The organism is Empedobacter sp. EJD.6dd, from assembly GCF_057369435.1.
Map to the genome: position 1 here is coordinate 687086 of NZ_CM170667.1, position 26581 is coordinate 713666.

Sequence of the window (26581 nt, forward strand, 5' to 3'; positions counted from 1 at the left end):
GGATATGGTTTATTTTTGTATTAACAATGACCTTTTTACCTATAATGAGTTTAATACATATTATTACACATCAATTTAAAAGCTTAAAAACAAAACTTTTATGGATTTTTGTAGTAGTATTAATTCCCTACATAGGTCCTATTATATACTATTTCAAAGGTCAAAATATGATTATAAATAATTAAAACCTCATCACCAAACCAACTCCAGCTTGATTATTTTGATAAACAGGAAAAACCATAGTTGCCACTTTTGATTCCTTATTTTTCGGAGTAAACCAATTGTTAATCGTAGGAAATAACCAATACGCCAATTCCGTCGATAGAATACCAATTCCCGCTCCAGCAACAACATCACCAACCCAATGGCGATTATTGATAACACGATAAACACCCGTAAAAGCAGCCAAAGGATATCCAGCCAAACTCAACCAAAAATTAGAATCTTGATATTCTCGAAACATAAATTGTGCTGTTGAAAACGCATTCGCCGTATGTCCAGAAGGAAATGAAAGATGGTTTGTTCCATCTGGTCTTTCCTCTTTTACAGTATGTTTTAACCCCATTACCAAGCCTGTATTAATAATTTGAGAAGTTGCGAAGATAATTGTTCGATCTTTGAAATTATGCTTTCCTTTTACGCCAGCTAAATTTAATCCATAAACAGCTGCTGCAGGTAAATATTGTGTATAATTATCAAATCGATTTCCTTTGGTTTTATCTTCTAAAATTTCATTTTGAGTTGATTTATTTAAATTATCTAAAGCAGGAATTGCCAAACTCAGACTCCCGTATGTAATTAAAGTTGCTGGTACAATTAGCTTTTTTGCATTAAAATGATAAACTTTATCATCTAAATTTATAGATTCTTTAGAAATTGAATCAAATTGAATTGTATCTTTTTCACTTTTTTGAATTGTATCTTGTGCTTCAGCATTTATTGCTAATAACGAAAAGAAAACACATGTTAATCCTATTGTTTTTAATTTGAATTGGCTCATTTAATTCTATATTTTACAGAACAAATGTATTTGAAACCTCAACATCTAAAACTTAAGATTTGATTAAGAAAAAAGCCATTAGAAATAATCCAATGGCTTTTAAAAAATATCTATTTATAAATTTCCTCTACGTTCTTGCTCTCTTTCTAAAGCTTCAAATAATGCTTTAAAATTTCCTGCTCCAAACGATTGAGCTCCATGGCGCTCGATAATTTCGTAGAACAATGTTGGTCTGTCTTCAACTGGTTTTGTAAAGATCTGTAATAAATAACCTTCTTCGTCACAATCTACTAAAATCCCTAAATTTTGAAGTTTTTTAATATCTTCATCAATTTCACCAACACGATCTGGAATCATATCGTAATATGCTTCTGGTGGTGCAGATAAAAATTCAACTCCACGAGCTTTTAATTCAGTTACAGTTTTAATAATATCCTTTGTCGCAACTGCAATATGCTGTACACCTTCGCCTTCATAAAAATCTAAATATTCTTCGACTTGAGATTTTCTTTGACCTTCTGCGGGCTCATTAATAGGAAATTTTGAATAACCATTTCCGTTACTCATTACTTTCGACATTAATGCTGAATATTCTGTATTAATTTGTTTATCATCAAACGATAATATATTTACAAATCCCATGACATCTTGGTACCATTGTACGCAATCGTTCATACGATTCCAACCTACATTTCCAACACAATGATCGACATACAACAAACCACAATCTGTTGGTTGATAAGTCGATTCAGATTTCACATAACCTGGCATAAATGGTCCATTGTAATTTTTACGTTCGATAAACATATGCACTGTTTCACCATACGTATAAATTCCAGACATTTTTACTTCACCAAATTCATCTGTAATTGTCGTTGGTTCCATATAAGGTTTCCCTCCACGTTTTGTTGTTTGTTCAAAAGCATCATACGCATCATCAACCCAAAGCGCTAAAATTTTAACTCCATCTCCGTGCTTCATTGCATGTTGACAAATTGGAGAATCTGATTTTAAACCTGATGTCAAAACTAAACGAACTTTCCCTTGTTGTAAAACGTAAGAAGCTCTATCTCTTACACCTGTCTCCGGTCCTGCATACGCTACTTCCTGAAAACCGAAAGCTGTTTTATAGTAATGTGCAGATTGTTTTGCATTTCCAACATAAAACTCGATATAATCTGTTCCATTAATTGGAAGAAAGTCTTGTGCTAATGCAATTTTTTCTGCAAATGTTTGTGTACTCATTTTTATTGTGTTTTTATTTTATTGTAAAATTGTATTACGTAAAAAGTATTATGATGATGAGATTCTGAAACGATTTCAGAATGACAATTTCGTTTAGTCAAGCTGAATTTATTTTCAGCTTCGCATCTTCTCTATTTATCTTTATTTTTTTGATTCTTCGACAGGCTCAGAATGATAAATCGCGCAACTCATAACTCATAACTCATAACTCATAACTCATAACTCATAACTCTCTTAGTAAAGCCAAGATTTATAATAATCCGGATCTTCAATTTCTAACGCTTGTTCTGTTAACATTAATGGTCTGAATGGATCAATCATTACAGCCAGTTCATGTGTTTCTTTTGCTCCAATCGATTTTTCAACTGTACCTGGATGCGGTCCATGCGGAATTCCTGCTGGATGCAACGTAATTTGACCTTTCTCAACCGATTTTCTCGACATAAAATCTCCATCCACATAATATAAAATCTCATCAGAATCTACATTACTATGATTATACGGAGCTGGAATCGCATTTGGATGATAATCAAACAAACGTGGAACGAAACTACAAATCACAAAACCTGCACCTTCAAAAGTTTGATGAACAGGCGGTGGTTGATGAATACGTCCTGTAATTGGCTCGAAATTATGAATAGAAAAAGCCCACGGATAATGATAACCATCCCATCCAACAAAATCAAACGGATGAGTTCCGTAAACATAAGGATAGATTAATCCTTCTTTTTTAATCATAATCTTGAAATCACCATGTTCATCGTTAGTTTCGAGATTTTGAGGACGTTTAATATCTCGCTCGCAAAAAGGAGAATGTTCCATTAATTGACCAAAATGATTGCGGTAACGACGAGGCGTTTCAACTGGACTAAATGATTCTGTAATAAACAATCGGTTATTCTCATCATTGAAATGAAGTTGATAAATAATTCCACGTGGAATCACCAAATAATCTCCATATTCAAATTCAATTTGACCATAACCTGTTTTCAAAACTCCAGAACCTTCGTGAATAAATATCACTTCATCTGCCATCGAGTTTTTGTAGAAATAATCGGTCATCGATTCTTGTGGTGCTGCCAACGAAATATGCAAATCGTTATTAACCAACACAGGAACACGAGATTCTAAATAATCTTTGGTAGGTTTTACTTTAAAACCTTTTAAAGAGGTATGTTTTAAATGTTTTGCGCGGGCAATTTTTGGCTCTACCGAATAAGGTTCGCTAATCGCTTTTACCAAAGTTGGTGGATAACAGTGGTAAACATTGGAATACGTACTCGAAAATCCATGCGTAGAAACTAATTCTTCTGCATATAATTCTCCATTTGGTTTTCGGAATACCGTATGTCGCTTTTGTGGGAATTCTCCCAAATGATGATAAAGTGGCATATCGTATTTTGTTTGTTATTTTGATGAAAAGGTAGATAGATGACGAAATTCGTCAACAAATAATCTGCAATATTCTAGTGTGAATATTGAGCAAATACAATTTTGGAAAGTAAAGCAGAAGTTTGCTTATTCATTCCAACAAATAAAGGTTTAATATTTTCTTTAATTGTTTGCATTTCTTTTCTGTGGTTATCTCAAAGATAGAAACATTTTTTGATTGTACCAAATACAAACTCACTATTTTCAGTGATTGCAACGATTTCAAAACCAAATTATGTTTGTAAATAAAATATACAACGTTATGAAAAAGAATTTATTTGCAATTTTAGCTATCTCTGCCTTAGTTTTCACATCTTGTAAAGATGATAAAAAAGATCCTCAAACTGATACTGAAAATGTTGAAGTAAAAAATGACAGTCAATCTACAGAAAATAATGAATCTGGAGAAGCTACATCAACTTCTAATTTATTAGCAGATGTTAATTTATTGAACAAAGCAGAAAAGGAATTGAAAGAATTACCAAAATTTAAAGGAAAAAATATTAAAATATTTCAACAGGTTTATTTTTATGGTGATGGAAGAATTAAATTAGCAATTCAAGATCCTGAAAAACCAGAAAATGTGGATGATTATTTATTTCAAAATGGAAAATGGCAAGAGCCGCAACCTGTTCAAATTTCTGGAGGAGGAAGTATGGATGATAATGTTTTTCCTTTGAGTGATATTAAATTTGAAACAGTTGCTAACATCAACAAACAAGTTGCAGAAAAAACGAAAGATGTTGAAGGAGCTCAACCATTAAGTGCTTTATATTATGCGATGAATCCTGCAACTGGTGAATTGAGATGGATGGCAAATGTACAAGGTACAAGAGGAAATTACACAGGAATGTTTAATACAGACGGTTCTTTAAAATCATTTGATAAAAACTAAATAAATCCAAAAGTCCTTGATCAATTTAAGGACTTTTTCTTTTCTATTTATTTAATAAAACTGATAAATAATAGTACAATAACTGTTAATATTAAGATTTAAAATTAATAGTTTTGCCCTATGAAACTATGGGCTACAAAAATTTTGATTTTTTTGTATATAACGACTTCTACACAATTATGTCAGTTATATAAGTTGCCCGTATTTGTTTCTCATTTTATTGAACATGATAATGGCGGAGATTTTTTTCATGAAATGAAAGTTTTTTTAGTTCATCATTACGGAGGTCACGAAGTGGATGAAGATTGGGAAACTGATCAGAAATTACCTTTCATGAAAGTTGAATTTGTACACATAGATTTCTTTTTCTCTCCTATTATTCTCTTTGATATTTTACAATTAGATAAAGAAATTCCTACAACATCAATAAAGTATTTCGATGAGAACTTTTTGCATTCTCATTATTTAAATTCTATTTGGCAACCTCCAAAAAACGCGTAAAACATTAGATTTAGGTAAATTGATTCTTTTCAATTTATCAAACTTCAGCTATATACAGTTTGTATTTAGCACATTTTTAATCTATACAATTTTACGATGTTAAATAAAATTATTGATTTTTCAATCAAGAATAAATTTATCGTGGGTTTGTTTACGTTTGCTTTGTTGATATTTGGTATCTACGATGCAACTAAATTACCCATTGATGCACAACCTGATATCACATCCAATCAGGTTCAAATTATAACTGTAGCGCCTTCTTTTAGTGCCGAAGATATTGAGCGCTTAGTTACTTTTCCTATCGAACAAGCCAATTCTAATATTGGTGGAATTACAGAAATTCGTAGTTTTTCACGCTTTGGTTTATCATTAGTAACCATCGTTTTTGATGATGAAACAGATGTTTATTGGGCTCGACAACAAGTAAGCGAACGATTATTACAAGTTCAAAACGAAATTCCGGAAGGAATTGGAGAGCCGCAACTTGGTCCAATTTCGACTGGTTTAGGAGAAATTTATCAATATGTTGTTCGTCCTGCCGAAGGTTACGAAAATCAATACGATGAAACAGAATTAAGAACAATACAAGATTGGATTGTTCGTCGTCAGCTTTTGGGTGTACCTGGCGTAGCAGATGTAAGTAGTTTTGGTGGGAAATTGAAGCAATACGAAATTGCAATCGATCCTCAACGTTTACAATCATTTAATTTGACCATTAATGATTTATTTGATGCATTAAGCGAAAACAATCAAAATACTGGTGGAGCTTATATCGAAAAAGGTCCAACTTCTCTATTTATTCGTTCCGAAGGTTTAATTGGTAAAATAGAAGATATCGAGAATATTTTGGTAAAACGTTCTCAAAGTGGAACACCTATTCTATTAAAAGACGTTGCCGAAGTAAAAACTGGCTTTGCTACACGATATGGCACAATGACATATAACGATACCGGAGAAGTTTCTGGTGCAATTGTTATGATGTTGAAAGGCGCAAATAGTAACGAAGTTGTTAAAAATGTACAAGAACGCATCGAAGAAATCAAAAAGACTTTGCCAGAAGGTGTTGTGATAGAACCTTTCTTAGATCGTAAAAAAATGGTTGACAACACTATTCGTACTGTCGAAACCAATTTACTCGAAGGTGCGTTAATTGTAGTCTTTATTTTGGTTCTTTTCTTAGGGAATTTACGTGCAGGATTTATAGTTGCTTCAGTTATTCCATTAGCTTTATTGTTCGCGATTATTATGATGAACATTTTTGGCGTTGGTGGAAATTTAATGAGCTTGGGTGCATTAGATTTTGGATTGATTGTCGATGGAGCTGTGATTATTGTAGAGGCAGCAATGCATCAATTGGCACATAGCAAAAAATTTGGGTTAAAGAATAAATTAACTCAAACAGAAATGGATCAAACTGTTGGTTCTTCTGCTAAAAAAATGGTTAATTCTGCTGTTTTTGGTCAAATTATTATCCTAATCGTTTATTTACCAATTTTTACTTTACAAGGAATCGAAGGTAAAATGTTCAAACCTATGGCGCAAACTGTTGCTTTCGCTTTGATTGGTGCATTTATTTTATCTTTAACTTATATCCCAATGATGACAAGTCTTTTCTTGAGCAAGAACAAGAAAGTCAAACCAAACTTATCCGATCGTGTAATGGCAAAAGTTGAAGTTTTTCATCAGAAATATTTAATCAAAGCCTTAAAAATCCGCAACATTATTTTAGCTGTTGTCATTACTCTTTTCGCAATTGCCGTTTTTGTAATGTCTCGTTTAGGTGGAGAATTTATACCTGCATTAGAAGAAGGTGACTTTGCCGTTGAAGCTCGAATTTTACCAGGAAGCAATATTACAACAACAATAGAATACACAAACAAAGCTGCTAAAATTCTGAAAGATCGCTTCCCTGAAGTTGAAATGGTTGTAACGAAAATTGGTAGTGGAGAAATTCCTACAGAACCAATGCCGATGGACGCAGGAGATATGATTATTGTATTGAAACCAAAAAAAGAATGGACTTCTGCAACAACTTTCCCAGAATTATCGGACAAAATGAGTAAAGCATTAGAAGATATTCCGGGGCTTTCTACTGGATTTCAATTTCCTGTTCAGATGCGTTTTAATGAGTTAATGACAGGAGCGCGTCAAGATGTTGTTGTTAAAATATTTGGAGAAAATTTAGATAGCTTAGCCAATAATGCAGATAAATTAGGTAAAATAATTAATACTGTAAAAGGTGCGCAAGATTTATATATCGAACAGATAAATGGAATTCCGCAAGTTGTTATCGAGTTTGATCGTGCTTTATTAGCTCAATATGGATTGAGTATTGGTGAAGCCAACCGTATTATCAATATGGCTTTTGCTGGACAATCTACTGGAATGGTTTTCGAAGGAGAAAAACGTTTTGATTTAGTAGTTCGCTTAGCAGAAGACAAACGTGCAAATATCGAGGATATTAGAAATCTATTAATTCCGACTGCTTCTGGAATTCAGATTCCTTTAAATCAATTAGCAAAAGTTGATTATAAAAATACACCAAATCAAATTCAACGTGAAGATGCAAAACGCAGAATTGTTGTCGGATTTAATGTAAAAGGTCGCGATATAGAAAGTGTTGTACAAGAGTTACAACAAAAAGTTGATGCTCAAATTAAACTTCCTACAGGTTATTATACTACTTATGGCGGAGCTTTCGAAAACTTAAATCATGCTAAAGCGCGTTTAGGTGTCGCAGTTCCTGTTGCATTAGTTTTAATTTTCGTTTTATTATTCTTTGCATTCAAATCAATCAAAGAAAGTTTATTAATCTATACCGCTATTCCACTTTCATCAATTGGCGGAATTTTATTCTTAGCTGCGCGCGATATGCCTTTTAGTATTAGTGCTGGTGTTGGATTTATTGCACTTTTCGGAATTGCAGTTCTAAACGGAATTGTCTTAATTTCTGAATATAATCGTTTGAGAGATCACGGCATCAAAAACACAACAAGAATTGTGATCATGGGAACACGAACTCGTTTACGCCCAGTTCTTATGACAGCTGCTGTTGCCTCTTTAGGTTTCTTACCAATGGCAATTAGTAACGGATCTGGAGCCGAAGTGCAACGTCCATTAGCAACCGTTGTTATTGGTGGTTTAATGGGAGCAACTTTTCTTACTTTATTTGTTTTACCAATCTTATATGTTATGTTCGAACACATTCATTTTAAAAAGAATCGAAAAAATAAAAAATCAATTCCTACAGCTTTTATTATCATTTTGTCGTTGTTTGGAGCTTCTGTGCAAGCACAAGAACGAATGAGTTTTGATGATATTGTAACATTAGCAGATGCTAATAATCTTGAAGTTAAACAAGCTGAATTGAACACAGTTTATCACGAAAAGAATGTTTTTGCAAATCGTTCTCTTTCACCTTTGGATATTTCTACAGAATTTGGACAAGTCAATTCGGGTAAGTTTGATAATAAATTCTCCGTTTCGCAAGCTTTTCAATTCCCAGTTGTTTTTAAACGTCAAAAAGCATTAAACGAACAAATGATTAATGCTTCGAAAGCAAATGAAAAATTAACGAAGATTGAAATCAAACAGCGTTTGGCAAATTTGTATGTCAATATGCAAAACACAGAAGCGCAAGCTGATTTATTGAAAGAAAACGAAACTATTTATCAAGAGTTTTTGAAAAAAGCGAATCTGCGTTTGAAAAAAGGAGAATCAAATCGTAGTGAAGTTTCAACAGCAATTATTCAATTAAAATCAATTCAAAATCAGTTAAAATTAATTGAAGTTGAATTAGAAAATCTATCGCGACAAATTCAGTTTTTAACAAATTCAACAATCAGAATTTATCCAACCAAAAATAGAATCAATTGGAATGAAATTGCAGGTTTAAGTATTTCAACTTTTCATCCAATATTGAAATTAGCAGAAGAAAACATTCAGACTTCTACTTTAGAAACGGAAATAGAAAAATCAAAGAAAATTCCAGTTTTCACAGTTGGATATTCAAATCAAAGTTTTTCTGACTTGGATCAAAACCGTTACAATTCTTTTCAAATTGGTGTTGGTTTACCTTTGTTTAATAGAGGTGTTAATTCATCAATCGAAGCTTCGAAAGTTAAAGTTGATCTTGCTAAACAATCTTACGCGTTACAACAATCGAAAATGCAACAAGATTTTGATGTTTTAAAAAATCAAATTACAATGTATGATGAAATTGTTAATGATTTCGAACAAACTCAGCTACCAGCTTCTAATGATCTTCAAAAAACGATAAATCGTCAATTATTAGAAGGAGAAATTAACTTTTTGGATTGGGTAATTTTAAATAATCAAATCATAGAAGTGAAAACAAAATTTTTAGAAGCCAAAAATTTACGTGAACAGGCATATGCCGCAATGACTTATTATACTGCAGAATAACATGAAAAAATATATTTTAATGCTTTGTACAACACTTTTTGTAATGAGTTGTAGCAAAGACGAAACAAAACCAGAAGAAGAGAAAAAAGAAGAAGTTTCTACTTCTATCCTAAAACTAACTGATGCGCAATTAAAGAATTTTGAAATAGATACTGCATCGTTTCAAAATCAAAATTTACCAACAACTATTCGCTTAAATGCGAAAACAGCTGTTACACCAGAAAATACCATTTCAATTACAAATGCTTTTGGTGGTTATGTAAAGCAAATTGCACTTATTCCTGGAAACTATGTTAATAAAGGGCAAGTTTTGGTTGTATTAGAAGATCCGCAATATATCCAAATGCAAGAAGATTATTTAACAACGAAAGCTTTATTAGAGCAAGCAAGTGCAGATTATGTTCGTCAGAAAGATTTGAATGCTGAGCAAGCTGCAAGTGATAAAGTAATGCAACAAGCGAAAGCAACACGTCAATCTTTAATGGTAAAGAAAAGTTCGTTAGAGCAAAAGTTAAGATTAATGAATATTAATCCTTCTTCGGTTTCATTGGGTAACATTCGCCGCACAATCAATGTTTATGCACCTATTAGTGGAATGGTTAGCCAAGTTTTTGCAAATACGGGACAATATATTTCTCCTGCAGATGCTATGTTAGAAATTATTAATCCTGATCGTTCGTTATTAAATGTAAAAGTTTTTGAAAAAGATTTAAGTAATATTCAGATTGGACAAATGCTGAAAGCTTATACAAATGCAAAACCAGATCAGAAATTAGATGCTCAAATTACTTCGATTTCTAATCAAGTAAATGAAGACGGAACGGTTGACGTTTTTGCTAAAATAACGAATGCAAACGGAACACGATTAACAGCAAATATGTATTTTAATATCGAGTTACAAGTAAATTCGTTAAATGCAAATGTATTACCAGAAGAATCTGTAGTTCAATTCGAAGGAAAAGATTATGTTTTCGAAAGACAAAACAAAAATCAATTTCGATTGGTTCCAGTTGAGATCGGAACATCTTCGAATAAAATGATCGAAATAAAATCACCACAAAATTCAGGAAAAGTATATGCTTCAAAAGGAGCATACAACCTTTTGACTGCGATGAAAAACAGTGGAGAAGAAGAATAAAATCTTAAAATAATTCAATTAAAAAACGAGCGATAAATCGCTCGTTTTTTAATTATAATTACTTCTTATCCGTACTACGAAAGGGCATTTCAGCAATTTTGAAACTTCCATCGATCACTGCTTTTTCAAGTAATAAAATATCTTTCAAAGAACTGTAATCAATTTTTTCTGCGTCATCAGTTGGTTTGTGATAATCATCGTGTCCACCTGTATGAAAAAACAAAACTGGAATATCTTTCTCATAAAAAGAAGTTTGATCAGATCCTCCTCTACCTTCATATCCTGTATAATACTTTACAAAATCTTGCGGATTAATTTCACTAAAAATCGTCTCAAAAGTTGGAGAAGTTCCATAACCAATAATCGAAACTCCAGTTTCTTTGTTCAAACGACCAATCATATCCATATTCAACATCCAATGCACTTTACTCAAATCATATGTCGGATGCTTAACAAAATAACGAGAACCTACCAAACCTAATTCCTCGGCACCAAAAGCAATAAACAAAAAATTAACTGGTTCTGTCATATTATTCTTACTATAAATACGTGCAAGTTCTAACAAACCAGCAATTCCAGAAGCATTGTCGTCTGCACCATTATGAATAATTCCATAACTATCCTTAGCCAAAGAACTCCCTTGTTTACCTTCTCCTAAATGATCATAATGCGCACCAATTACAACTGTTTTTTCTGCTTTATTATCTAAAAAGCTAATCACATTTTTTGCTGTACGAATACTATCTGCAACCTTTACTTTCTTTACTTTTGCTTCAAATTCCTGAAAATATCCATCTTCTCCCAGTGGTTGCAGTTTATATTTCTTGAACTCTTTTGCAATATAATTTGCAGTTTTCAAATTTTCTTCGCTTCCAGTTCCTCTACCTTTCATCTTATCATCAGCCAAGAAATACACATGCTTTTTAAGCTTTTTAATTTCTATATCTTGTGCAAATGATTTTGCTCCTACAATCAAGGAAACAATAATCATTATTTTTTTCATAATCAATTTCAACTAACTATTAAGGATAACAAAAATAAATAATAATTCGTAAATTAAAATCCAATTAGAAAATCAAAACAATGATTTCTTGTTGCTTATATTCATTAATTTTGGAAAAATGGAAGGTGTATGCAAATTTTAGTAATTGAAGACGATAAGCGAATTAGCGATTTTTTGATCAAAGGATTAGAAGAAAATGGGCATTTGGTTACTCTTTGTAAAGATGCTGAATCTGTTTTAGAAGAATTCCTAAATATACAGTTTGACTTAATTATTTGCGACATTATGTTGCCAAAAATGGACGGTATACAACTTGTACAAACACTTCGTTACAAAAAAATATTTACACCAATTTTGATGTTAAGTGCTCTAAACACCGTTCAAGATAAGGTTTCAGCTTTAGATTATGGTGCAGATGATTACATTACAAAACCATTTCATTTCGATGAATTATTGTCTCGAATTAAAGCATTAACACGCAGAAATCAGTTTCGTTCACAAGAAATTCCCGAAAATAAATTAATCTTTGATGCCTTAGAAATCGATTTAGATCAATACAAAGTTTTTGTCAATCAAGAAGAAACCGACCTTTCGCCGCGAGAGTTTAAATTGCTAAATTATTTGATTGAAAATATGGAAAAAACTGTTACTCGAATTCAAATTTTGAACGCAGTTTGGGGAATTACATTTGACAATCATACCAATGTTGTGGACGTTTACATTTCGTATTTGAGAAACAAAATTGAGAAAAATGGAGCAAAATATATTCACACTGTAAAAGGTGTTGGATACATGTTTAAAGCCTAAATTATGAAATTAAAACATCGATTAGCGCTTTATTCTGTCGTTATTTTCAGTATTATTATTCTGATTGTTTCTACATTTATTTACTTTTCTTTTTACACCGAAATGGAAAAAAAGGAGTTCAAATCGTTGCAGAACAAAACGCTTTTGGCTTCTATTTACTACTTAGAAAAGGATGAATTACCTGTTTTAGAACACAATAATATTAAAAGCCAATTAGAAAAAACAATTTCTCGAAAACATATTTTGATTCTTGATGAAGCAAACAAGAAATTCAACGGAAATATGCCTGCAAATGACCAAATTTCGAAAGAATTTATTGCGAGCATTCGTGCTAACAGAACTGATTTTTTTGCAAGTAAAGACTATTTCTACAATGGAATTTTTTATCATGATAACGAAGGTGATTTTGTTGTAATTACACGAGAACCTAAAGAAGAATTTAACGAGCAAATGCAATCGTTGCTTCAAATTTTAATTACAGTTTCTTTGATTGGTTTGCTTTTTATTTATTTGTTTTCGCAGTATTTAGGTATCATTGCTTACGAACCGATTACTAAAATCATCGAACAAATTAAAGAACGTGATGCAAAAAATTTCACTGAACCATTAAAACTAAAAAAATCATATACAGAAATTGGAGATTTGATTGAAACTTACAATCATTTCATCGATCGAATTGCGCAAACATTTAATGTTCAAAAGAATTTTATCGATTATGTTTCGCATGAATTACGTACGCCAATCACTGCTTTATTAGGTACTTTAGAAGTCACGAATCATAAAAAAAGAACACTCGAAGAATACGAAAATGTAATTGTTCAATTAAAACAATATACCTATGATTTGCAGGAAACATTAGAACAAATGATGTTGCTTTCGGGTGCTAAAACAAGTTTTGAATTTGAAATGGTTCGTGTAGATGAAGTGGTTTGGCAAGTGATAGAAAATGCCGTTTTATATCATCAAGCACGTATTAATGTAGATTTACAAGTTGAAAATAATCAATTATTAACGATTCAAGGAAATGAAAAATTATTAGAAGTTGCTTTGAATAATTTGATAAGTAATGCGATAAAATATTCGAATAATCAGCCTATTTTAGTCCAGTTTTTAGAAATTAATAATCGTTTACAAATTCACATTTCTGATTTAGGAATTGGTATTTTAGAAAACGACATGAAACAAATCAAACAAAATTTTTTTCGTGGTAAAAACACAGAAAATTTTCAAGGAAAAGGAATTGGGCTTTCGATGGCAAATATTATTTTAACACTTCATCAAATTGAATTAGATATTGTTCCCAACAACCCAAAAGGCACAATTGTAAAACTAATTTTCTAAATTCTAATCTACTTTTAATCTAACTTAAAACTCACCTTAATCTTACACATTTACTTTTGATTTTTCAAAATGATTAAAAGTGAAGAAGATTTATTTTACTGCAATCCCAATTGTTTTTGCCATTCAAACGCAGGCGCAAAACGTAACCTTAGACAATTTAGAAGCGGCTTTTCTACAGAAAAACTATGCACTTATTGCGAACAAATTCAATGTTGATAAAATTGATGCTGAAATTATTCAGGAAAAATTGTGGCACAATCCTACATTAAGTATTTCTGAAGTCAATCTTTGGAAAACATATAATATTGAAGAACAACCTTACTTATTCGGTAAATATGGTAAAAACCAACAAATTTCGGTTGAATTTGAACAATTAATTGAGACTGCTGGAAAACGTAAAAAACGTGTCGCCATTAAACAATTAGAGAAAAACTCAGCACTTTTTGAATATGAAGAATTACTTCGTGAATTGAAAAAAGAGTTAAGACAAACCTATTTTTCATTGGCGCGCATTCAATCTGAAAAAAAAGAATTACAAAACAGCATTGATTTATTTGAACAAATAGCGACACAATATCAGCGACAAGCTGATCTTAAAAACGTTCCGAAAGCTGATTTTTATAGACTTCAAACAGAATTAATTGGTTTACAAAAAGAACAAATCGAACTAGAAATTCAAGAAATTGAAGACATTAACAAACTACGATTGTTAACACAAAACGTTGAGTTGAATGTAAATGAAATCGATTTTTCAATATTTAATATTCATTCAAAATCGATTCCAATTAATACCAAACAACTTGCAAAAAATCAAAATATTGCACTTAAAAAACAAGAAAACGAAATCATTTTAGCAGAAAAACACTTGGTTTTAGAAAAAGCACAACGAACGCCTGATTTAAATTTACAAGTAAATTACGACCGTGGAGGAAACATTATGCGCGATTTTGTTGGATTTGGTGTAAGCGTTGATTTACCAATTTTCAACACCAACAAAGGCAACATAAAGGCGTCTGAAATCGCATTGAGTCAGCAACAAATGACAAAGAATGCGATTTATTCTGAATTAGATATTTCGATTGATCGTATTCAAAATCAAATCAATCAACTGGATAAAGCGCTTATTCAATTGAAAAAAATGAATAACCAAGAACAGTTAACCATGATTGATAATTACAAAAAACATCTTCAAAATAAACAAATCACTTTGTTAGAATTTATCGATTTCACACAAGCCTATCGCGAATCTCAAAAAGCTTATTTGGATTTGTTAGAAAATTACCAAAATTCCTTTGAAGAACTAAACTATATCGTTGGACAAGATTTATAAGATGATGAAAAGAACTTTTTATTTTTTAACTGCTTTAACATTGATTTTAAGTAGTTGTAATAGCCCAAAAACAGAAAAAGAGGTTGTGCAGGAAAACAGATTTTGTTTGAATGAGCAATTGAAAAAATCAACAGAAATTGTACCTATTTTACAACAGCCAATTCATGAACAATTAACCTTATCTGGTAAAATAGAATACAATGAAAATGATTTGGTTGGTTTTAAAAGTTTGCTTCAAGGTGTGGTAGATAAAGTAAATTTTGAATTGGGTGATTATGTGCGTCAAGGACAAGTTTTAGCAATTGTAAAATCAAACGAAGTCTTAGATTTGGTACAACAAAAGCGTTATCATCAAAATCAGATGGAATTAGTTCGTAAACAAATCAAGTCAAAAAAAGAATTGTTGAACGACGGAATGGCTTCACAACCAGAAGTTATCGAAGCTGAACACGAATTACAATCTGCACAAATTGAGATTGATAAAATAAATGCCACATTAAAAATGTATCGCGCAGTTGGGAATGGTCAATTCCAAATTTTATCACCCAAAAATGGTTATATCATTCAGAAAAACATGAGTATTGGACAATCCATTACTTCAGATATGGACGAAAATCTTTTCTCAATTTCTAATCTAAAACAAGTTTGGGTAATGGTAAATATTTACGCAAACAATCTTCAATACGTAAAAAAAAGAGACGCGGTAAAAGTAAAATCTATGGCGTATCCTGATAGAATTTATGCAGGAAAAATAGATAAAATATATAATGTTTTTGATGAAAACGAACACGTTTTAAAAGCGCGTGTCGTATTAGAAAATCAAGATTTGAATTTGATGCCAGGTTTGAGTACTGATATCATTATTAATAAACAAAATATCATAGGAAATGCTTTTGCGATTCCGAATAAAGCCAAGGTTTTCGAGAATAATAAAGAATATGTAGTGGTATATAAAAACGATTGTACAATGGAAATTCGAAAAATTACGACGATTGCTCAGAATGAAGAATTCACATTTGTTCAAGAGAAATTTGCTCCAAATGAGAAAATCATTGCACGAAATGCTTTGATGATTTATGAAGAATTAAATAAATAAGCTGATGAAAAAGTTAGTACAAGCAATCGTGACTTTTTCGTTGCGAAACACCACTTTTATTCTATTTGCAACTTTTGCGCTTCTATTCACAGGAATTTTTGCACTAAAACATACACCAATCGAAGCTTTTCCTGATGTCACGAATACGCGAGCTCGTATTATTACGCAATGGCCAGGTAGAAGTGCCGAAGAAATGGAGAAATTAGTAACATTGCCCGTTTCGAAGGTGATGAATAGCATTCCTCATAAATCAAATATCCGTTCTATTTCGCTTTTTGGATTATCTGTTGTGACGGTCCAGTTTGAAGATGGTGTAGACGATTTTTACGCACAACAATATGTATCAAACAAATTGAATGGCGTCGATTTACCTGAAGGAGCAAATGCTGATATCGAACCACCTTCTGGTGCTACTGGAGAGATTTTTCGTTATGTGATTAAAAGTAATTTACCTATAAAAGAAGTAACGGCAATTCAGGATTGGGTTATTGAACGAGAATTACTTTCTGTGCCTGGAGTAGCAGACATTGTTAGTTTTGGTGGAGAAGAAAAAACCTATGAAATTAAGATCAATCCTACGGAATTAAAAAATTACGACTTATCGCCATTGGATGTGTATGAAGCAGTTTCAAAATCTAATGTCAATGTAGGTGGTGATGTAATTCAACAAGGCGATCAAGCATATGTGGTTCGTGGTGTTGGTTTGTTGGATAAGATTGAAGATATTGGAAATATCACTGTCAAATTAAATGGTTCTACGCCTATTCTTATCAAAAATGTAGCTGAAGTAGTCGTTTCGAATAAACCTCGTTTGGGGCAAGTTGGTTACAACGAAAATGATGATATGGTAGAAGGAATTGTGATTATGTTACGTGGAGAAAATCCTTCAGAAGTTATAGAAAATCTTAAAGCTAAAATTGAAGAATTAAACACAAGAACTTTACCTCAAAATGTGAAAATAGAAACTGTTGTCGATCGTACCAAATTGGTTGACAATACTGTACATACTGTTTCCAAAAATATTATTGAAGGTGTACTATTGGTTTCGTTAATTGTTTTCATCTTTTTATACAATTGGAAATCAACTTTTATCGTGGCATCGGTTATTCCGCTTTCGTTTCTATTTGCGATTATTATGCTGAAAATTCAAGGGCTTCCTGCCAATTTAATTTCGATGGGAGCTCTAGATTTCGGTTTATTATTAGAAGGAACTTTGGTGATTGTTGAAACCGTTTTTGTGGCTTTGGCAACCATGCAACATAAAGTTGGAGCCGAACGTTTTGCCAAAATGAGTAAAATGGGCGCGATCAAAAAAAGCGCAGGTAGCGTAGCATCATACATTTTCTTTGCCTTAATTATTTTGATTGTTGCCTTATTACCCATTTTTTCGTTCCAAAAAGTGGAAGGAAAAATGTTTACACCACTTGCATTTACTCTGGGTTACGCACTTTTAGGTTCTTTGATTTTGAGTTTAACATACGTTCCAGCAATGTGTAAATTATTATTTACTAAGAATATCGAAGAAAAAGAAAATTTCATTTCACGATTTTTCACGAAAACTGTTTACGGCATGTATCATTATTCGTTCAAATACAAACGAATAACATTAATTAGTTTTCTTGCGTTATTGTCAGTTTGTTCGGTTAAATTCATGAATTATGGTTCTGAATTTTTACCACAATTAAATGAAGGAGCAATTTATGTGCGAGCAACTTTACCAAATAGTGTGAATTTGCAAGAATCTACACGTTTGACCAAAGAAATGAAAACTTTGTTGCAAAAGGATTGTGAAGAAATTGATTTTATCTTGACGCAAACTGGTCGACCAAATGATGGAACCGATCCAACAGGATTTTTCAATATTGAGTTTAATATTCAATTGAAAGATGAAAAAGATTGGAAACGTAAAATTTCAAAAGATGAAATTATCCAAGAAATGCGGACTAAATTGAATCATTATCCTGGAATTACCTTCGGATTCTCGCAACCTATTCAAGATAATGTCGAAGAATATGTAGCAGGTGTAAAAAGTTCATTAGTGATTAAAATTTTTGGCGATGATTTGTACGATTTAGAAAAATACGCGAACAAAGTTGCTTCATCCATTGAAAAAGTAAACGGAATCACCGATATTAATGTGTATAAAAACATTGGTTTACCAGAGCTTCGTATTCAATTAAGTGATACAAAAATGGCTAAATATGGTATCAATACAGCCGATGTGCAAGCTGTCATTGAAATGACAATTGGTGGACAGGCAGCAACAAAATTCTACGAAAACGATCGTCAGTTTGATGTTATTCTACGTTTTCAAGAAGCATATCGCGATACCCCCGAAAAAATTGGAAATATTTTGATTCCAACAAGTAATGGGCACAATATTCCGTTACAAGAAATTGCTGATATTGGGTATCAAACGGGACCTGCTTTCATTTACCGCGAAGGAAACAGTCGATATATTGGAGTTGGATTTAGTATAGAAGGTCGTGACTTGGGAAGTACGATTGACGAAGCCAAAAAAGTAGTTGCCAAAGAAGTGAAATTACCGAAAGAAAATTACATGGAATGGGCAGGAGAGTTTGAAAGTAAAGAACGTGCTTCTAAGCAATTAATGACAGTTATTCCGATATCATTAGTATTGATTTTATTACTGCTTTATAGCAATTTTGGTAATATGAGAGATACAGCTATTGCTGCAATCACAATTCCATTTGCCTTTATTGGAGGATTTTTATCGCTATGGATTACGGGAACTATTTTTGGAATTTCTGCCGGAATTGGACTAATTATTTTATTTGGAGTGAATACGATTAATGGAATAATTTTAATCGCTGTGATGAAAGAATTACTTCGAAAAAAATCTTTAAAAACAGCAATTAACGAAGGTGTAAAAAGTAGAATTCGTTCTATTGTAATGATTGCTTTAATGGGATCAATGGGATTATTACCAGCAGCACTTTCTACTGGAATGGGCTCTGAGATTCAGAAACCTTTAGCCATTATGATTGTTGGTGGATTAATGATTTGCTTGGTTTTATCATTTACCGTTTTACCTGTCATATTTTATTTAGTTTATAGAAAAGAACATCAATAAAAATATTCCTGAAATAATTTTGTAAGTTGTTTGTTCTTAGGAAAACGCGAGCTAAAAGCTCGCGTTTTTATTTCAATTAAATTTTATTAGATACTTTATAATGATCATCTTTTTATCAAAGATTTTTCTAACTATTCTCATTAATCTTATTTTTGCATCATAATAATTCTTTAAATAAAATAAATTGAGCAAAATAGTCAACTGGATTAGCTGTAAATCATGTAATGGTCTTGGAAGAAAAAGCCAAGGACTTTCGAAAAAAAAACTCTTACGCTATGAAGCTACACTTGCTCAATTAAAAAAAGATGAAACAGCAAGTTCCTTGCCTATTAAACCTAAAACATCAATACAAACTTGTACATCTTGTTTAGGCACGGGATTAATACTTTCAAAAGAACGTCCTTTAGCAGATAAAACAAAATATCCTCATGTAGCCATTGTAGGTGCAGGAATTGGTGGAATTGCTTTGGCTTTAGCTTGCTTACATCGACAAATACCATTTACACTTTTCGAAAGAGATCGCACTTTTAATGATCGTTCTCAAGGATATGGACTTACTTTACAACAGGCAAGTAAAGAAATGAAAAAGTTTGGTATTCCTTCTTTGGACGAAGGAATAGTATCTACATTACACTTAGCACATAAGATAGATGGAAGTGTTATTGGACAATGGGGATTAAGAAAATTGGAAGATAAAGAAGCTATACAGGCTAAAAACAAAAATAAACACACCAATATTCATATTTCAAGACAATCGTTGCGTTTGGCTTTATTAAATCAATTAGGAGGTGATAATCAATTAAATTGGAATCATCAATTGATCGATTATAAAGTTGACAAACAAATAGAATTAACCTTTGATGTTGATGGTTTTCAAAAACAATATAAAGCTGATATTTTAGTTGGTGCAGATGGAATACGTAGTTCTGTTCGACGATTATTAATTGGAGAAGAATCAACTCCTTTGCATTATTTAGGTTGTATCGTTATATTGGGTATCTGTAAACTGAATGCTTTAGAAAATGTAGATCATTCTTTATTAGACAATGAAACTGTTTTTCAGACAGCAAATGGTGTTGAACGAATGTATATGATGCCGTATGATAAGGAATCGATTATGTGGCAATTTAGTTTCCCTATTTCAGAAAAAGATGCTATCGCTTTGAGTAAAGATGGTGCAAGCAAATTAAAAACCGAAGTCTCTAAAAGAACAAATTGGCATACTCCTATTCCACAAATTATTGCTGCAACTGATATAGAAAAAATTACTGGATATCCTGTTTATGATAGAGATTTATTGCATCAAGATTTATTTAAAAATGTTGGTCCAATAACGTTGCTTGGTGATGCAGCTCATCCTATGAGCCCTTTTAAAGGTCAAGGTGCAAATCAAGCATTATTAGACGCTTTATTATTGGCACAAAAAATAACCACAGCTTTTCAAGATCATAAAAACGAAATCAATATACGTGAAAAAGTTCTACAACCATACGAAATAGAAATGATTGAACGTAGTAGCATCAAAGTAAAAAAGTCTGCAGAAGCAGCTGAGTTTCTCCATTCAGATATTGTACTTCAAGAAGGAAACGTCACATTTGGTTCTAAATTTACTTCTAAAATATAGAAGATTTAAAAATATATTTATAATACGTATTATTTTAATAAATTTGCAGAAGACAAAAAAGGAAATGGTGTTCTTCCTTACCCAACCGCTTTAAAAAAAAGCTGATGACGCCTGGTTAATTAAGTGTTTAACAATTTAATCAGGAAAATTATGTCTAAAAATAAACAACAGTCATTCAGTAATAAAATCATATTATTTACAAAATTATTTTTCAGAAAATATCCATCTCTTCCCTATATCTCAAAATGGCTATGCATTAGTTTAATTATTGGAGGTTTTATTGGTACTGCTTCAGCAGGGTTTCTAATCTCATTGGATTGGGTAACAAATTTTAGAGAAAATCACAATTGGATTATTGTTTTTTTACCAATAGCTGGTTTATTAGTAGGTTTACTATATCATTATTTTGGAAAAGATGTTGAAACCGGAAATAATTTATTGATTGATACAATTCATCAACCCAAACAAATAATTCCATTTCATATGGCGCCATTTGTTTATTTAGGTACAATAATTACGCATTTTTTTGGAGGATCTGCTGGTCGTGAAGGAACAGCTTTGCAAATGGCAGCTGCGATTGCAGATCAATTTTCTAAACCATTAAGATTATCAAAATCAGATCGTAGTATTTTAATCATCTCTGCAGTTTCTGGAGGTTTTGGTTCTGTATTCGGAACACCTTTGGCTGGAGCAATTTTTGGATTAGAATTTTTCTTATTAGGCAAAATACGTTACAATGCAATATTTCCAGCTTTTATAACAGCTATTATTGCTGATATTGTAACAAAACTTTGGCAAGTTCATCACACACATTATGTAATTCATACTATTCCTAACCTTTCTCTATTGAATATTTTCTATGCAATAATAGTTGGAATTCTTTGTGGTGTTTGTGCAGCAACTTTTAGTAAATCTCTTCATAAAACGGGACAATTTTTCAAATCAAAAATAGCCTTCCCTCCTCTTCGTCCCTTTTTAGGCGGTATTATTATTGCTGTTGCAGTTTTTGCTATAGGAACAACAAAATATATTGGTTTAGGTATTCCAACAATTGTACAATCATTCGAGACACAACTACCCGCTTATGATTTTGCTTTGAAAATGGTTTTTACTATTATTACGCTTTCAGTAGGTTTTAAAGGAGGCGAAGTTACTCCACTCTTTTTTATTGGGGCAACTCTTGGAAATGCATTGGGGTTATTTATTCCACTCCCAATAGGACTTTTAGCTGGAATGGGCTTTGTAGCTGTTTTTGCAGGTGCAACCAATACACCGATTGCATGTACTCTTATGGCAATTGAATTATTTGGTGTAGAATGCGGAATCTATGTTGCAATTGCTTGTATTGTTTCATATTTAGTTTCAGGAAATAGTAGTATTTATCTGAAACAAATGATTGGTGAGCCAAAAAACAAACGTTTTGATCATCAAGTAGGAAAAAGAATTGGAGATTTATAAAACATTCATAATCTTTATATTATTCATTTAAAATCTCATCTTTTTCTTTAATTACTTCTTATTTTTAAAAAATCTTTAAAAATTGATGCAACATTCAAAACTTTGTTGCGTCTATACAATAGAAACAATAAGAAACCTTGAAAATTTTGGAGAAAGAAAATTTTTCAATAAGTGATAAACAATTATTAGATTGGTGCGAATCTGGTGTAGAGGCTGGTTATACCCAGCTCTATCATCGTTATTCGAAATCAGTTTATAACTCTGTTTATCGTTTGGTTACAGAAGTTTCAGATGCAGAAGATTTGACACAAGATATTTTTGTTTCACTTTTTTCTGATATTCAAAAATTAAAAAACATTGACAATTTATGTGCTTGGTTTTCTCGTATTGCGATTAATAAATCTATTTCTCATTTACGAAAAAATAAGGTTTATTTCTCTGATGTAGAACAAGCAAATATTATTGACGAAAGTGAAGATCTTTTGATTGAAAAACAAAAGTTAGAAGGTAAAATTGAAGAAATACAACAAGCTATTGAAGAATTACCAACTGAAACCCGAACAATTGTTAATCTATTTTTATTTGAGAATATGACGCACGAAGATATTGCTCAATTATTAGGATTGAGTAATACAACAGTTAGAAGTAAATATCATCGTGCAAAAAAGAAAATTTACGAAACCATACAACAAACCGTTTACAATGAATGATTCTTTAAAAAAACATATCAATAATAACAGAGAAGCTTTTGAAAATAAAGAACCATCTGCTGAATTATGGAAACGTATACAAGCTGAAATTCCAAAAAAAGAAGAAAAAACGTTGGTTGTTGAAAAACCAAAATTTTGGAGAATACAAAATTGGAGTATTGCTGCTTCGACACTTATTTTATTGAGTGTTGGTGGATATTTTTTCTTCAAAAATGATCGAGTGAATTCATCAAATTTACCTAAAACAATCGAAATTGTAAAAGAAAAAATAATTAAAAAAGTAGAAGAAAATCAACAAAATCCTTCTATTTCAACAACAATAGAAAATTCGAATATAACTGATCATAAACAAGTTGTTTCTATACCTAAAAAGTCAAAAACAGAAGTAATTTCTACAGAAAAAGAAGAAAATATTTCAATTGATGAAAATCTGAAGAATGAAATTATACTTGCTTTAAACGATCAAGAATCTACAAGTAAACGCATTGATGCTATTTCAAAAATAGAAAATTTAACACAATTAGATTCGGATTTAAAAAACCATTTATACAATTTATCACTAAATGATAATAATACAATTGTACGATTAAATGCACTTGAAGCACTTGCATCGAAGTTACCAAAAAAAGAAGCTTCTAAAGAATTGACGGATATTTTTATGAAACAAAATGATCCAATGGTACAAATGGAATTAATAGGAATGATAGCGCATATCAATAATGATCAAATCGATTTGAAATTAAAAACTAAACTACAAGAAATGGTTCTGGATCCTGAAACGAAACCATTTGTAAAAGATGAAGCTTATGCTGTTCTTTTGAGAAAATAATTATTAATAAAAAATCAAATAAAATGATTAGAAAAATATTTTTTGTAGCAGCATCATGCATGTTGATGTCTACATTCTCTTACGCACAAAAAGAGACGACAAATCAAAGTGAAGAAAATTCAAAAACATTTAAATTAGCTGTAAACAAAGGAAAATTAAACCTAGATCTTGGACGTGTAACAGTCGAAGGTTACAACGGAAATGAAATCGTTTTTTCTACAAAAACAAAATCGAGAGATAACGATGAACGTGCAAAAGGATTACGCTCAATTAATTCTTTAGGACTTGAAGACAATACTGATTTAGGAATAAATGTTGTAGAAAAAAATGGTGTTATTGATGTAAAACAACTTCAAAAAATATCACCTCCAAATATCAAAATTTTAGTTCCGAAAGGTGTAACGATTTCGTTTAATCATCAGTCTCAATTTGGAAGTACAATTACGTTCAAAAATATTGAAAATGAAATTGAGGCAACTGCAAGTTATAACAATATTGTATTAGAAAATGTTACTGGACCAGCGACTATTAATACGATTTATGGTTCTATAGATGCAAAATTTAGTCAAAATGTAAAAGGTCCTTTGTCACTCGTTTCTATTTATGGGTATGTGGATGCTTCGATTCCAAAATCATCCAAAGCAAATGTAAAATTAACAACTTCGTTTGGTGATATTTTGATTGCGCCAGAATTATCATTTAAATTAGAAACGAATAACAGTTCGTCTGAAATGATAAAAATTAACAACCAAGCAACAGGTACGTTAAATGGTGGTGGAACAAGCTTTCTTTTTAGGTCAGATTACAAAAAAATATATTTAAGAGCATTATGAGAACAGTAATTTTATCACTAGTAGTGGGCTTATTGGCTAATTTATCAATCGCTCAAACAAAAATTCAGAAGAGTTTTTCAGTTGAAAAAGGTCAATAATTAACATTAAAATTTGATTATCCTCAAATTATTAAAATCTCAACTTGGAAACAAAACGAAGTGAGTATTTCTGGAAATGTAAACATTAATAATGGTGAAAATGACTCAAATTTCAACTTAACTGAAAACAAAAAAGGAAACGAAAAAATTATTGAGGGAAAAATCATAAATTTTAAAGATATCAAACAAAATATAATTATCGTTTCTGGCGATAAAAAATTGAGTTTTAAATCAAAAGAAGATTATCAAAATTATTTAAAAGAAAATAATATTAATGCTTCTTCATCTACAATGTCATCACAAATTGATATTGTGTTGGAAATTAAAGTTCCGGAACATATGAAAACGACAATTGAATCGACGTACGGAACAATTGAAGTTATTAATTTTAATGCCCCGATTATTGCACAATCAACATACGGAAGTGTGGATGCAACAATGAATGCGAAACAAACTGGAGAAATAAAAGCTGAAACTTTTTTTGGGAAGATGTACACGAATTTAGACTTTACAATTAAAACTATAAAGTCTGATAATTTTCACTCAGTAATTGCAGCAAATATAGGTAAACAGCCTTTGCAAGAATTTTCTTCTAAATACGGTAACGTTTACTTGAGAAAGTAATAGTAGATAAATTATAACATTTTTTGAAAACACAATTGGGAAATCTCAATTGTGTTTTTTATGGAGAATGATTTGGGACATTCAATAAGTTTTATATTTGCCCTCAAAAATCATTTTATAAAGTTCAAATCATATTCCATCTCTTCTCTTTATGAAAAAAATTATGCTTTCTGTTATTTTCTTACCCATAATTATTCTTATTACAAGTGAAATTATCCTAAGAAGAATCCCGAATGACTATCAATACAAAGCAAATTATCTAAAGGAAAATGGAAATAAAATTGAGACTTTAATTCTTGGAAGTTCACATACATTTACTGGGCTAAATCCCAATTTATTTACAGATAAAGCATTCAATGTTGCACATTCAGCTCAGTCATTAGATTTAGATTATAAAATTTTTGAACTTAACAAAAATTATTTACCTAATTTAAAAACAATTATCATTCCTATCTCTTATTTTTCTTTCACGTCTGAATTAAATAATTTTTCTGAGAAAAAACTAAAATATTATATTATTTATTGGAAAGTCGATACAGATTATTCTAATTTAAACAAAAACTACGAGATTTTTTCAGAACCAATTGAAGTAAACTATAATAGAGTAAAAAACTATATTGTTAAAAATAGTGATGATATTACAATAGATAAAAAAGGTTATATCAAAAATCGATATGAATCTAAATGGAATGATAGCGTTTACGCTAAAAAAACGTATCAAAAACATCGTTTTAATTTAGTCTCAAATAATGTACAACAAACAATTGAAAAACATTATAAGTATCTAGAACAGCTTATAAAAGAAGCTCAATCAAAAAATATTCAGGTAATTTTAATTTCTACTCCAACTACGGATTTATATAAAAATTATGCTTTAAAAACGCCTCAATATTATAACTTAACTCGAAATGTGAAACGATTATCAAAATACTCAAACGTAATCGTGTTGGATTATTTTACGAATAATCAAGATTTTAAATTAGTTGATTTTAAAAATTCAGATCATTTAAATGCAAAAGGAGCTGATAAATTGACTTTAAAAGTTGATTCTGTATTGAATATATCTAAAAAATCATTCTAAATATAAAACCTCCAAAAG

Annotated in this window: 21 protein-coding genes and 1 riboswitch; of the genes, 17 read left to right on the forward strand and 4 right to left on the reverse strand. The window is 31.2% G+C overall.

From position 1 onward, the window contains the following. Nucleotides 1–44 precede the first annotated feature (44 nt). A complete protein-coding gene (locus tag AC2I98_RS03230; protein WP_486414056.1) occupies nucleotides 45–185 on the forward strand; it encodes a PLD nuclease N-terminal domain-containing protein in 141 nt (46 codons plus the stop codon). Here the strand turns inward: AC2I98_RS03230 and AC2I98_RS03235 are convergent. From AC2I98_RS03235 to AC2I98_RS03245, 3 genes are all read right to left on the reverse strand, one after another. After that, nucleotides 182–1000 carry a phosphatase PAP2 family protein gene (locus AC2I98_RS03235; protein ID WP_486413195.1) on the reverse strand — a complete coding sequence of 273 codons (819 nt, stop codon included), beginning with the start codon at nucleotides 998–1000 and terminating at the stop codon, nucleotides 182–184. The genes AC2I98_RS03230 and AC2I98_RS03235 overlap by 4 nt on opposite strands. Before the next feature lie 114 nt (nucleotides 1001–1114). Continuing rightward, the gene (hppD, locus tag AC2I98_RS03240; RefSeq protein WP_486413196.1) at nucleotides 1115–2245 is read right to left on the reverse strand and encodes a 4-hydroxyphenylpyruvate dioxygenase; all 1131 of its coding nucleotides are present in this window, start codon (nucleotides 2243–2245) and stop codon (nucleotides 1115–1117) included. 234 nt (nucleotides 2246–2479) lie between these two features. After that, nucleotides 2480–3637 carry a homogentisate 1,2-dioxygenase gene (locus AC2I98_RS03245; protein ID WP_486413197.1) on the reverse strand — a complete coding sequence of 386 codons (1158 nt, stop codon included), beginning with the start codon at nucleotides 3635–3637 and terminating at the stop codon, nucleotides 2480–2482. A 301-nt stretch (nucleotides 3638–3938) separates the two neighbouring features. Between AC2I98_RS03245 and AC2I98_RS03250 the strand changes: the two genes are divergently transcribed. The 4 genes from AC2I98_RS03250 to AC2I98_RS03265 all read left to right on the forward strand — a co-directional run bounded on the left by AC2I98_RS03250 (nucleotide 3939) and on the right by AC2I98_RS03265 (nucleotide 10635). Further along, nucleotides 3939–4571, forward strand: coding sequence for a hypothetical protein (locus AC2I98_RS03250; RefSeq protein ID WP_486413198.1), 633 nt, complete (start codon nucleotides 3939–3941; stop codon nucleotides 4569–4571). A gap of 120 nt (nucleotides 4572–4691) precedes the next feature. Further along, a complete protein-coding gene (locus AC2I98_RS03255; RefSeq protein ID WP_486413199.1) occupies nucleotides 4692–5072 on the forward strand; it encodes a hypothetical protein in 381 nt (126 codons plus the stop codon). Nucleotides 5073–5168: 96 nt separating this feature from the next. Continuing rightward, a complete protein-coding gene (locus tag AC2I98_RS03260; protein ID WP_486413200.1) occupies nucleotides 5169–9497 on the forward strand; it encodes a CusA/CzcA family heavy metal efflux RND transporter in 4329 nt (1442 codons plus the stop codon). 1 nt (nucleotide 9498) lies between these two features. Then, a complete protein-coding gene (locus AC2I98_RS03265) occupies nucleotides 9499–10635 on the forward strand; it encodes an efflux RND transporter periplasmic adaptor subunit (RefSeq protein ID WP_486413201.1) in 1137 nt (378 codons plus the stop codon). A gap of 58 nt (nucleotides 10636–10693) precedes the next feature. Here AC2I98_RS03265 and AC2I98_RS03270 read toward each other — a convergent pair whose 3' ends face one another. Then, complete coding sequence (locus AC2I98_RS03270) at nucleotides 10694–11638, reverse strand: M20/M25/M40 family metallo-hydrolase (RefSeq protein ID WP_486413202.1); 945 nt, start codon at nucleotides 11636–11638, stop codon at nucleotides 10694–10696. Nucleotides 11639–11767: 129 nt separating this feature from the next. Between AC2I98_RS03270 and AC2I98_RS03275 the strand changes: the two genes are divergently transcribed. From AC2I98_RS03275 to AC2I98_RS03330, 12 genes are all read left to right on the forward strand, one after another. After that, nucleotides 11768–12445: a response regulator transcription factor gene (locus AC2I98_RS03275; protein WP_486413203.1), complete on the forward strand. Its 678-nt coding sequence runs from the start codon at nucleotides 11768–11770 to the stop codon at nucleotides 12443–12445. Nucleotides 12446–12448: 3 nt separating this feature from the next. Continuing rightward, nucleotides 12449–13786 (forward strand): sensor histidine kinase, encoded by a 1338-nt coding sequence (locus AC2I98_RS03280; protein WP_486413204.1) that lies wholly within the window; start codon nucleotides 12449–12451, stop codon nucleotides 13784–13786. Nucleotides 13787–13865: 79 nt separating this feature from the next. Further along, the gene (locus tag AC2I98_RS03285; protein WP_486413205.1) at nucleotides 13866–15116 is read left to right on the forward strand and encodes a TolC family protein; all 1251 of its coding nucleotides are present in this window, start codon (nucleotides 13866–13868) and stop codon (nucleotides 15114–15116) included. A 4-nt stretch (nucleotides 15117–15120) separates the two neighbouring features. Next, nucleotides 15121–16212, forward strand: a complete 1092-nt coding sequence (locus AC2I98_RS03290) for an efflux RND transporter periplasmic adaptor subunit (RefSeq protein WP_486413206.1) — start codon at nucleotides 15121–15123, stop codon at nucleotides 16210–16212. Nucleotides 16213–16216: 4 nt separating this feature from the next. Beyond that, nucleotides 16217–19306, forward strand: coding sequence for an efflux RND transporter permease subunit (locus AC2I98_RS03295; RefSeq protein ID WP_486413207.1), 3090 nt, complete (start codon nucleotides 16217–16219; stop codon nucleotides 19304–19306). Nucleotides 19307–19490: 184 nt separating this feature from the next. After that, on the forward strand, nucleotides 19491–20930 hold the full coding sequence (locus tag AC2I98_RS03300) for an FAD-dependent oxidoreductase (RefSeq protein WP_486413208.1): 1440 nt from the start codon (nucleotides 19491–19493) through the stop codon (nucleotides 20928–20930). 51 nt (nucleotides 20931–20981) lie between these two features. Next, nucleotides 20982–21051, forward strand: a riboswitch (Fluoride riboswitch). 29 nt (nucleotides 21052–21080) lie between these two features. After that, complete coding sequence (locus AC2I98_RS03305; RefSeq protein WP_486413209.1) at nucleotides 21081–22388, forward strand: voltage-gated chloride channel family protein; 1308 nt, start codon at nucleotides 21081–21083, stop codon at nucleotides 22386–22388. A 146-nt stretch (nucleotides 22389–22534) separates the two neighbouring features. Continuing rightward, a complete protein-coding gene (locus AC2I98_RS03310) occupies nucleotides 22535–23098 on the forward strand; it encodes an RNA polymerase sigma factor (protein WP_486413210.1) in 564 nt (187 codons plus the stop codon). Next, complete coding sequence (locus AC2I98_RS03315; protein ID WP_486413211.1) at nucleotides 23091–23927, forward strand: hypothetical protein; 837 nt, start codon at nucleotides 23091–23093, stop codon at nucleotides 23925–23927. Before AC2I98_RS03310 ends, AC2I98_RS03315 begins: the two co-directional genes overlap by 8 nt. A gap of 23 nt (nucleotides 23928–23950) precedes the next feature. After that, nucleotides 23951–24760: a DUF4097 family beta strand repeat-containing protein gene (locus AC2I98_RS03320; RefSeq protein ID WP_486413212.1), complete on the forward strand. Its 810-nt coding sequence runs from the start codon at nucleotides 23951–23953 to the stop codon at nucleotides 24758–24760. Nucleotides 24761–24918: 158 nt separating this feature from the next. After that, the gene (locus AC2I98_RS03325) at nucleotides 24919–25482 is read left to right on the forward strand and encodes a hypothetical protein (protein WP_486413213.1); all 564 of its coding nucleotides are present in this window, start codon (nucleotides 24919–24921) and stop codon (nucleotides 25480–25482) included. 151 nt (nucleotides 25483–25633) lie between these two features. Beyond that, nucleotides 25634–26563, forward strand: coding sequence for a hypothetical protein (locus tag AC2I98_RS03330; protein ID WP_486413214.1), 930 nt, complete (start codon nucleotides 25634–25636; stop codon nucleotides 26561–26563). Nucleotides 26564–26581 lie beyond the last annotated feature (18 nt).

What these genes read in the sequence shown, in the direction of transcription:
- AC2I98_RS03230 (WP_486414056.1), top strand. Translation starts at nt 45, where the DNA reads ATGAGTTTAATACATATTATTACACATCAATTTAAAAGCTTAAAAACA.
- AC2I98_RS03235 (WP_486413195.1), bottom strand. Translation starts at nt 1,000, where the DNA reads ATGAGCCAATTCAAATTAAAAACAATAGGATTAACATGTGTTTTCTTT.
- hppD (WP_486413196.1), bottom strand. Translation starts at nt 2,245, where the DNA reads ATGAGTACACAAACATTTGCAGAAAAAATTGCATTAGCACAAGACTTT.
- AC2I98_RS03245 (WP_486413197.1), bottom strand. Translation starts at nt 3,637, where the DNA reads ATGCCACTTTATCATCATTTGGGAGAATTCCCACAAAAGCGACATACG.
- AC2I98_RS03250 (WP_486413198.1), top strand. Translation starts at nt 3,939, where the DNA reads ATGAAAAAGAATTTATTTGCAATTTTAGCTATCTCTGCCTTAGTTTTC.
- AC2I98_RS03255 (WP_486413199.1), top strand. Translation starts at nt 4,692, where the DNA reads ATGAAACTATGGGCTACAAAAATTTTGATTTTTTTGTATATAACGACT.
- AC2I98_RS03260 (WP_486413200.1), top strand. Translation starts at nt 5,169, where the DNA reads ATGTTAAATAAAATTATTGATTTTTCAATCAAGAATAAATTTATCGTG.
- AC2I98_RS03265 (WP_486413201.1), top strand. Translation starts at nt 9,499, where the DNA reads ATGAAAAAATATATTTTAATGCTTTGTACAACACTTTTTGTAATGAGT.
- AC2I98_RS03270 (WP_486413202.1), bottom strand. Translation starts at nt 11,638, where the DNA reads ATGAAAAAAATAATGATTATTGTTTCCTTGATTGTAGGAGCAAAATCA.
- AC2I98_RS03275 (WP_486413203.1), top strand. Translation starts at nt 11,768, where the DNA reads ATGCAAATTTTAGTAATTGAAGACGATAAGCGAATTAGCGATTTTTTG.
- AC2I98_RS03280 (WP_486413204.1), top strand. Translation starts at nt 12,449, where the DNA reads ATGAAATTAAAACATCGATTAGCGCTTTATTCTGTCGTTATTTTCAGT.
- AC2I98_RS03290 (WP_486413206.1), top strand. Translation starts at nt 15,121, where the DNA reads ATGAAAAGAACTTTTTATTTTTTAACTGCTTTAACATTGATTTTAAGT.
- AC2I98_RS03295 (WP_486413207.1), top strand. Translation starts at nt 16,217, where the DNA reads ATGAAAAAGTTAGTACAAGCAATCGTGACTTTTTCGTTGCGAAACACC.
- AC2I98_RS03305 (WP_486413209.1), top strand. Translation starts at nt 21,081, where the DNA reads ATGTCTAAAAATAAACAACAGTCATTCAGTAATAAAATCATATTATTT.
- AC2I98_RS03315 (WP_486413211.1), top strand. Translation starts at nt 23,091, where the DNA reads ATGAATGATTCTTTAAAAAAACATATCAATAATAACAGAGAAGCTTTT.
- AC2I98_RS03320 (WP_486413212.1), top strand. Translation starts at nt 23,951, where the DNA reads ATGATTAGAAAAATATTTTTTGTAGCAGCATCATGCATGTTGATGTCT.
- AC2I98_RS03330 (WP_486413214.1), top strand. Translation starts at nt 25,634, where the DNA reads ATGAAAAAAATTATGCTTTCTGTTATTTTCTTACCCATAATTATTCTT.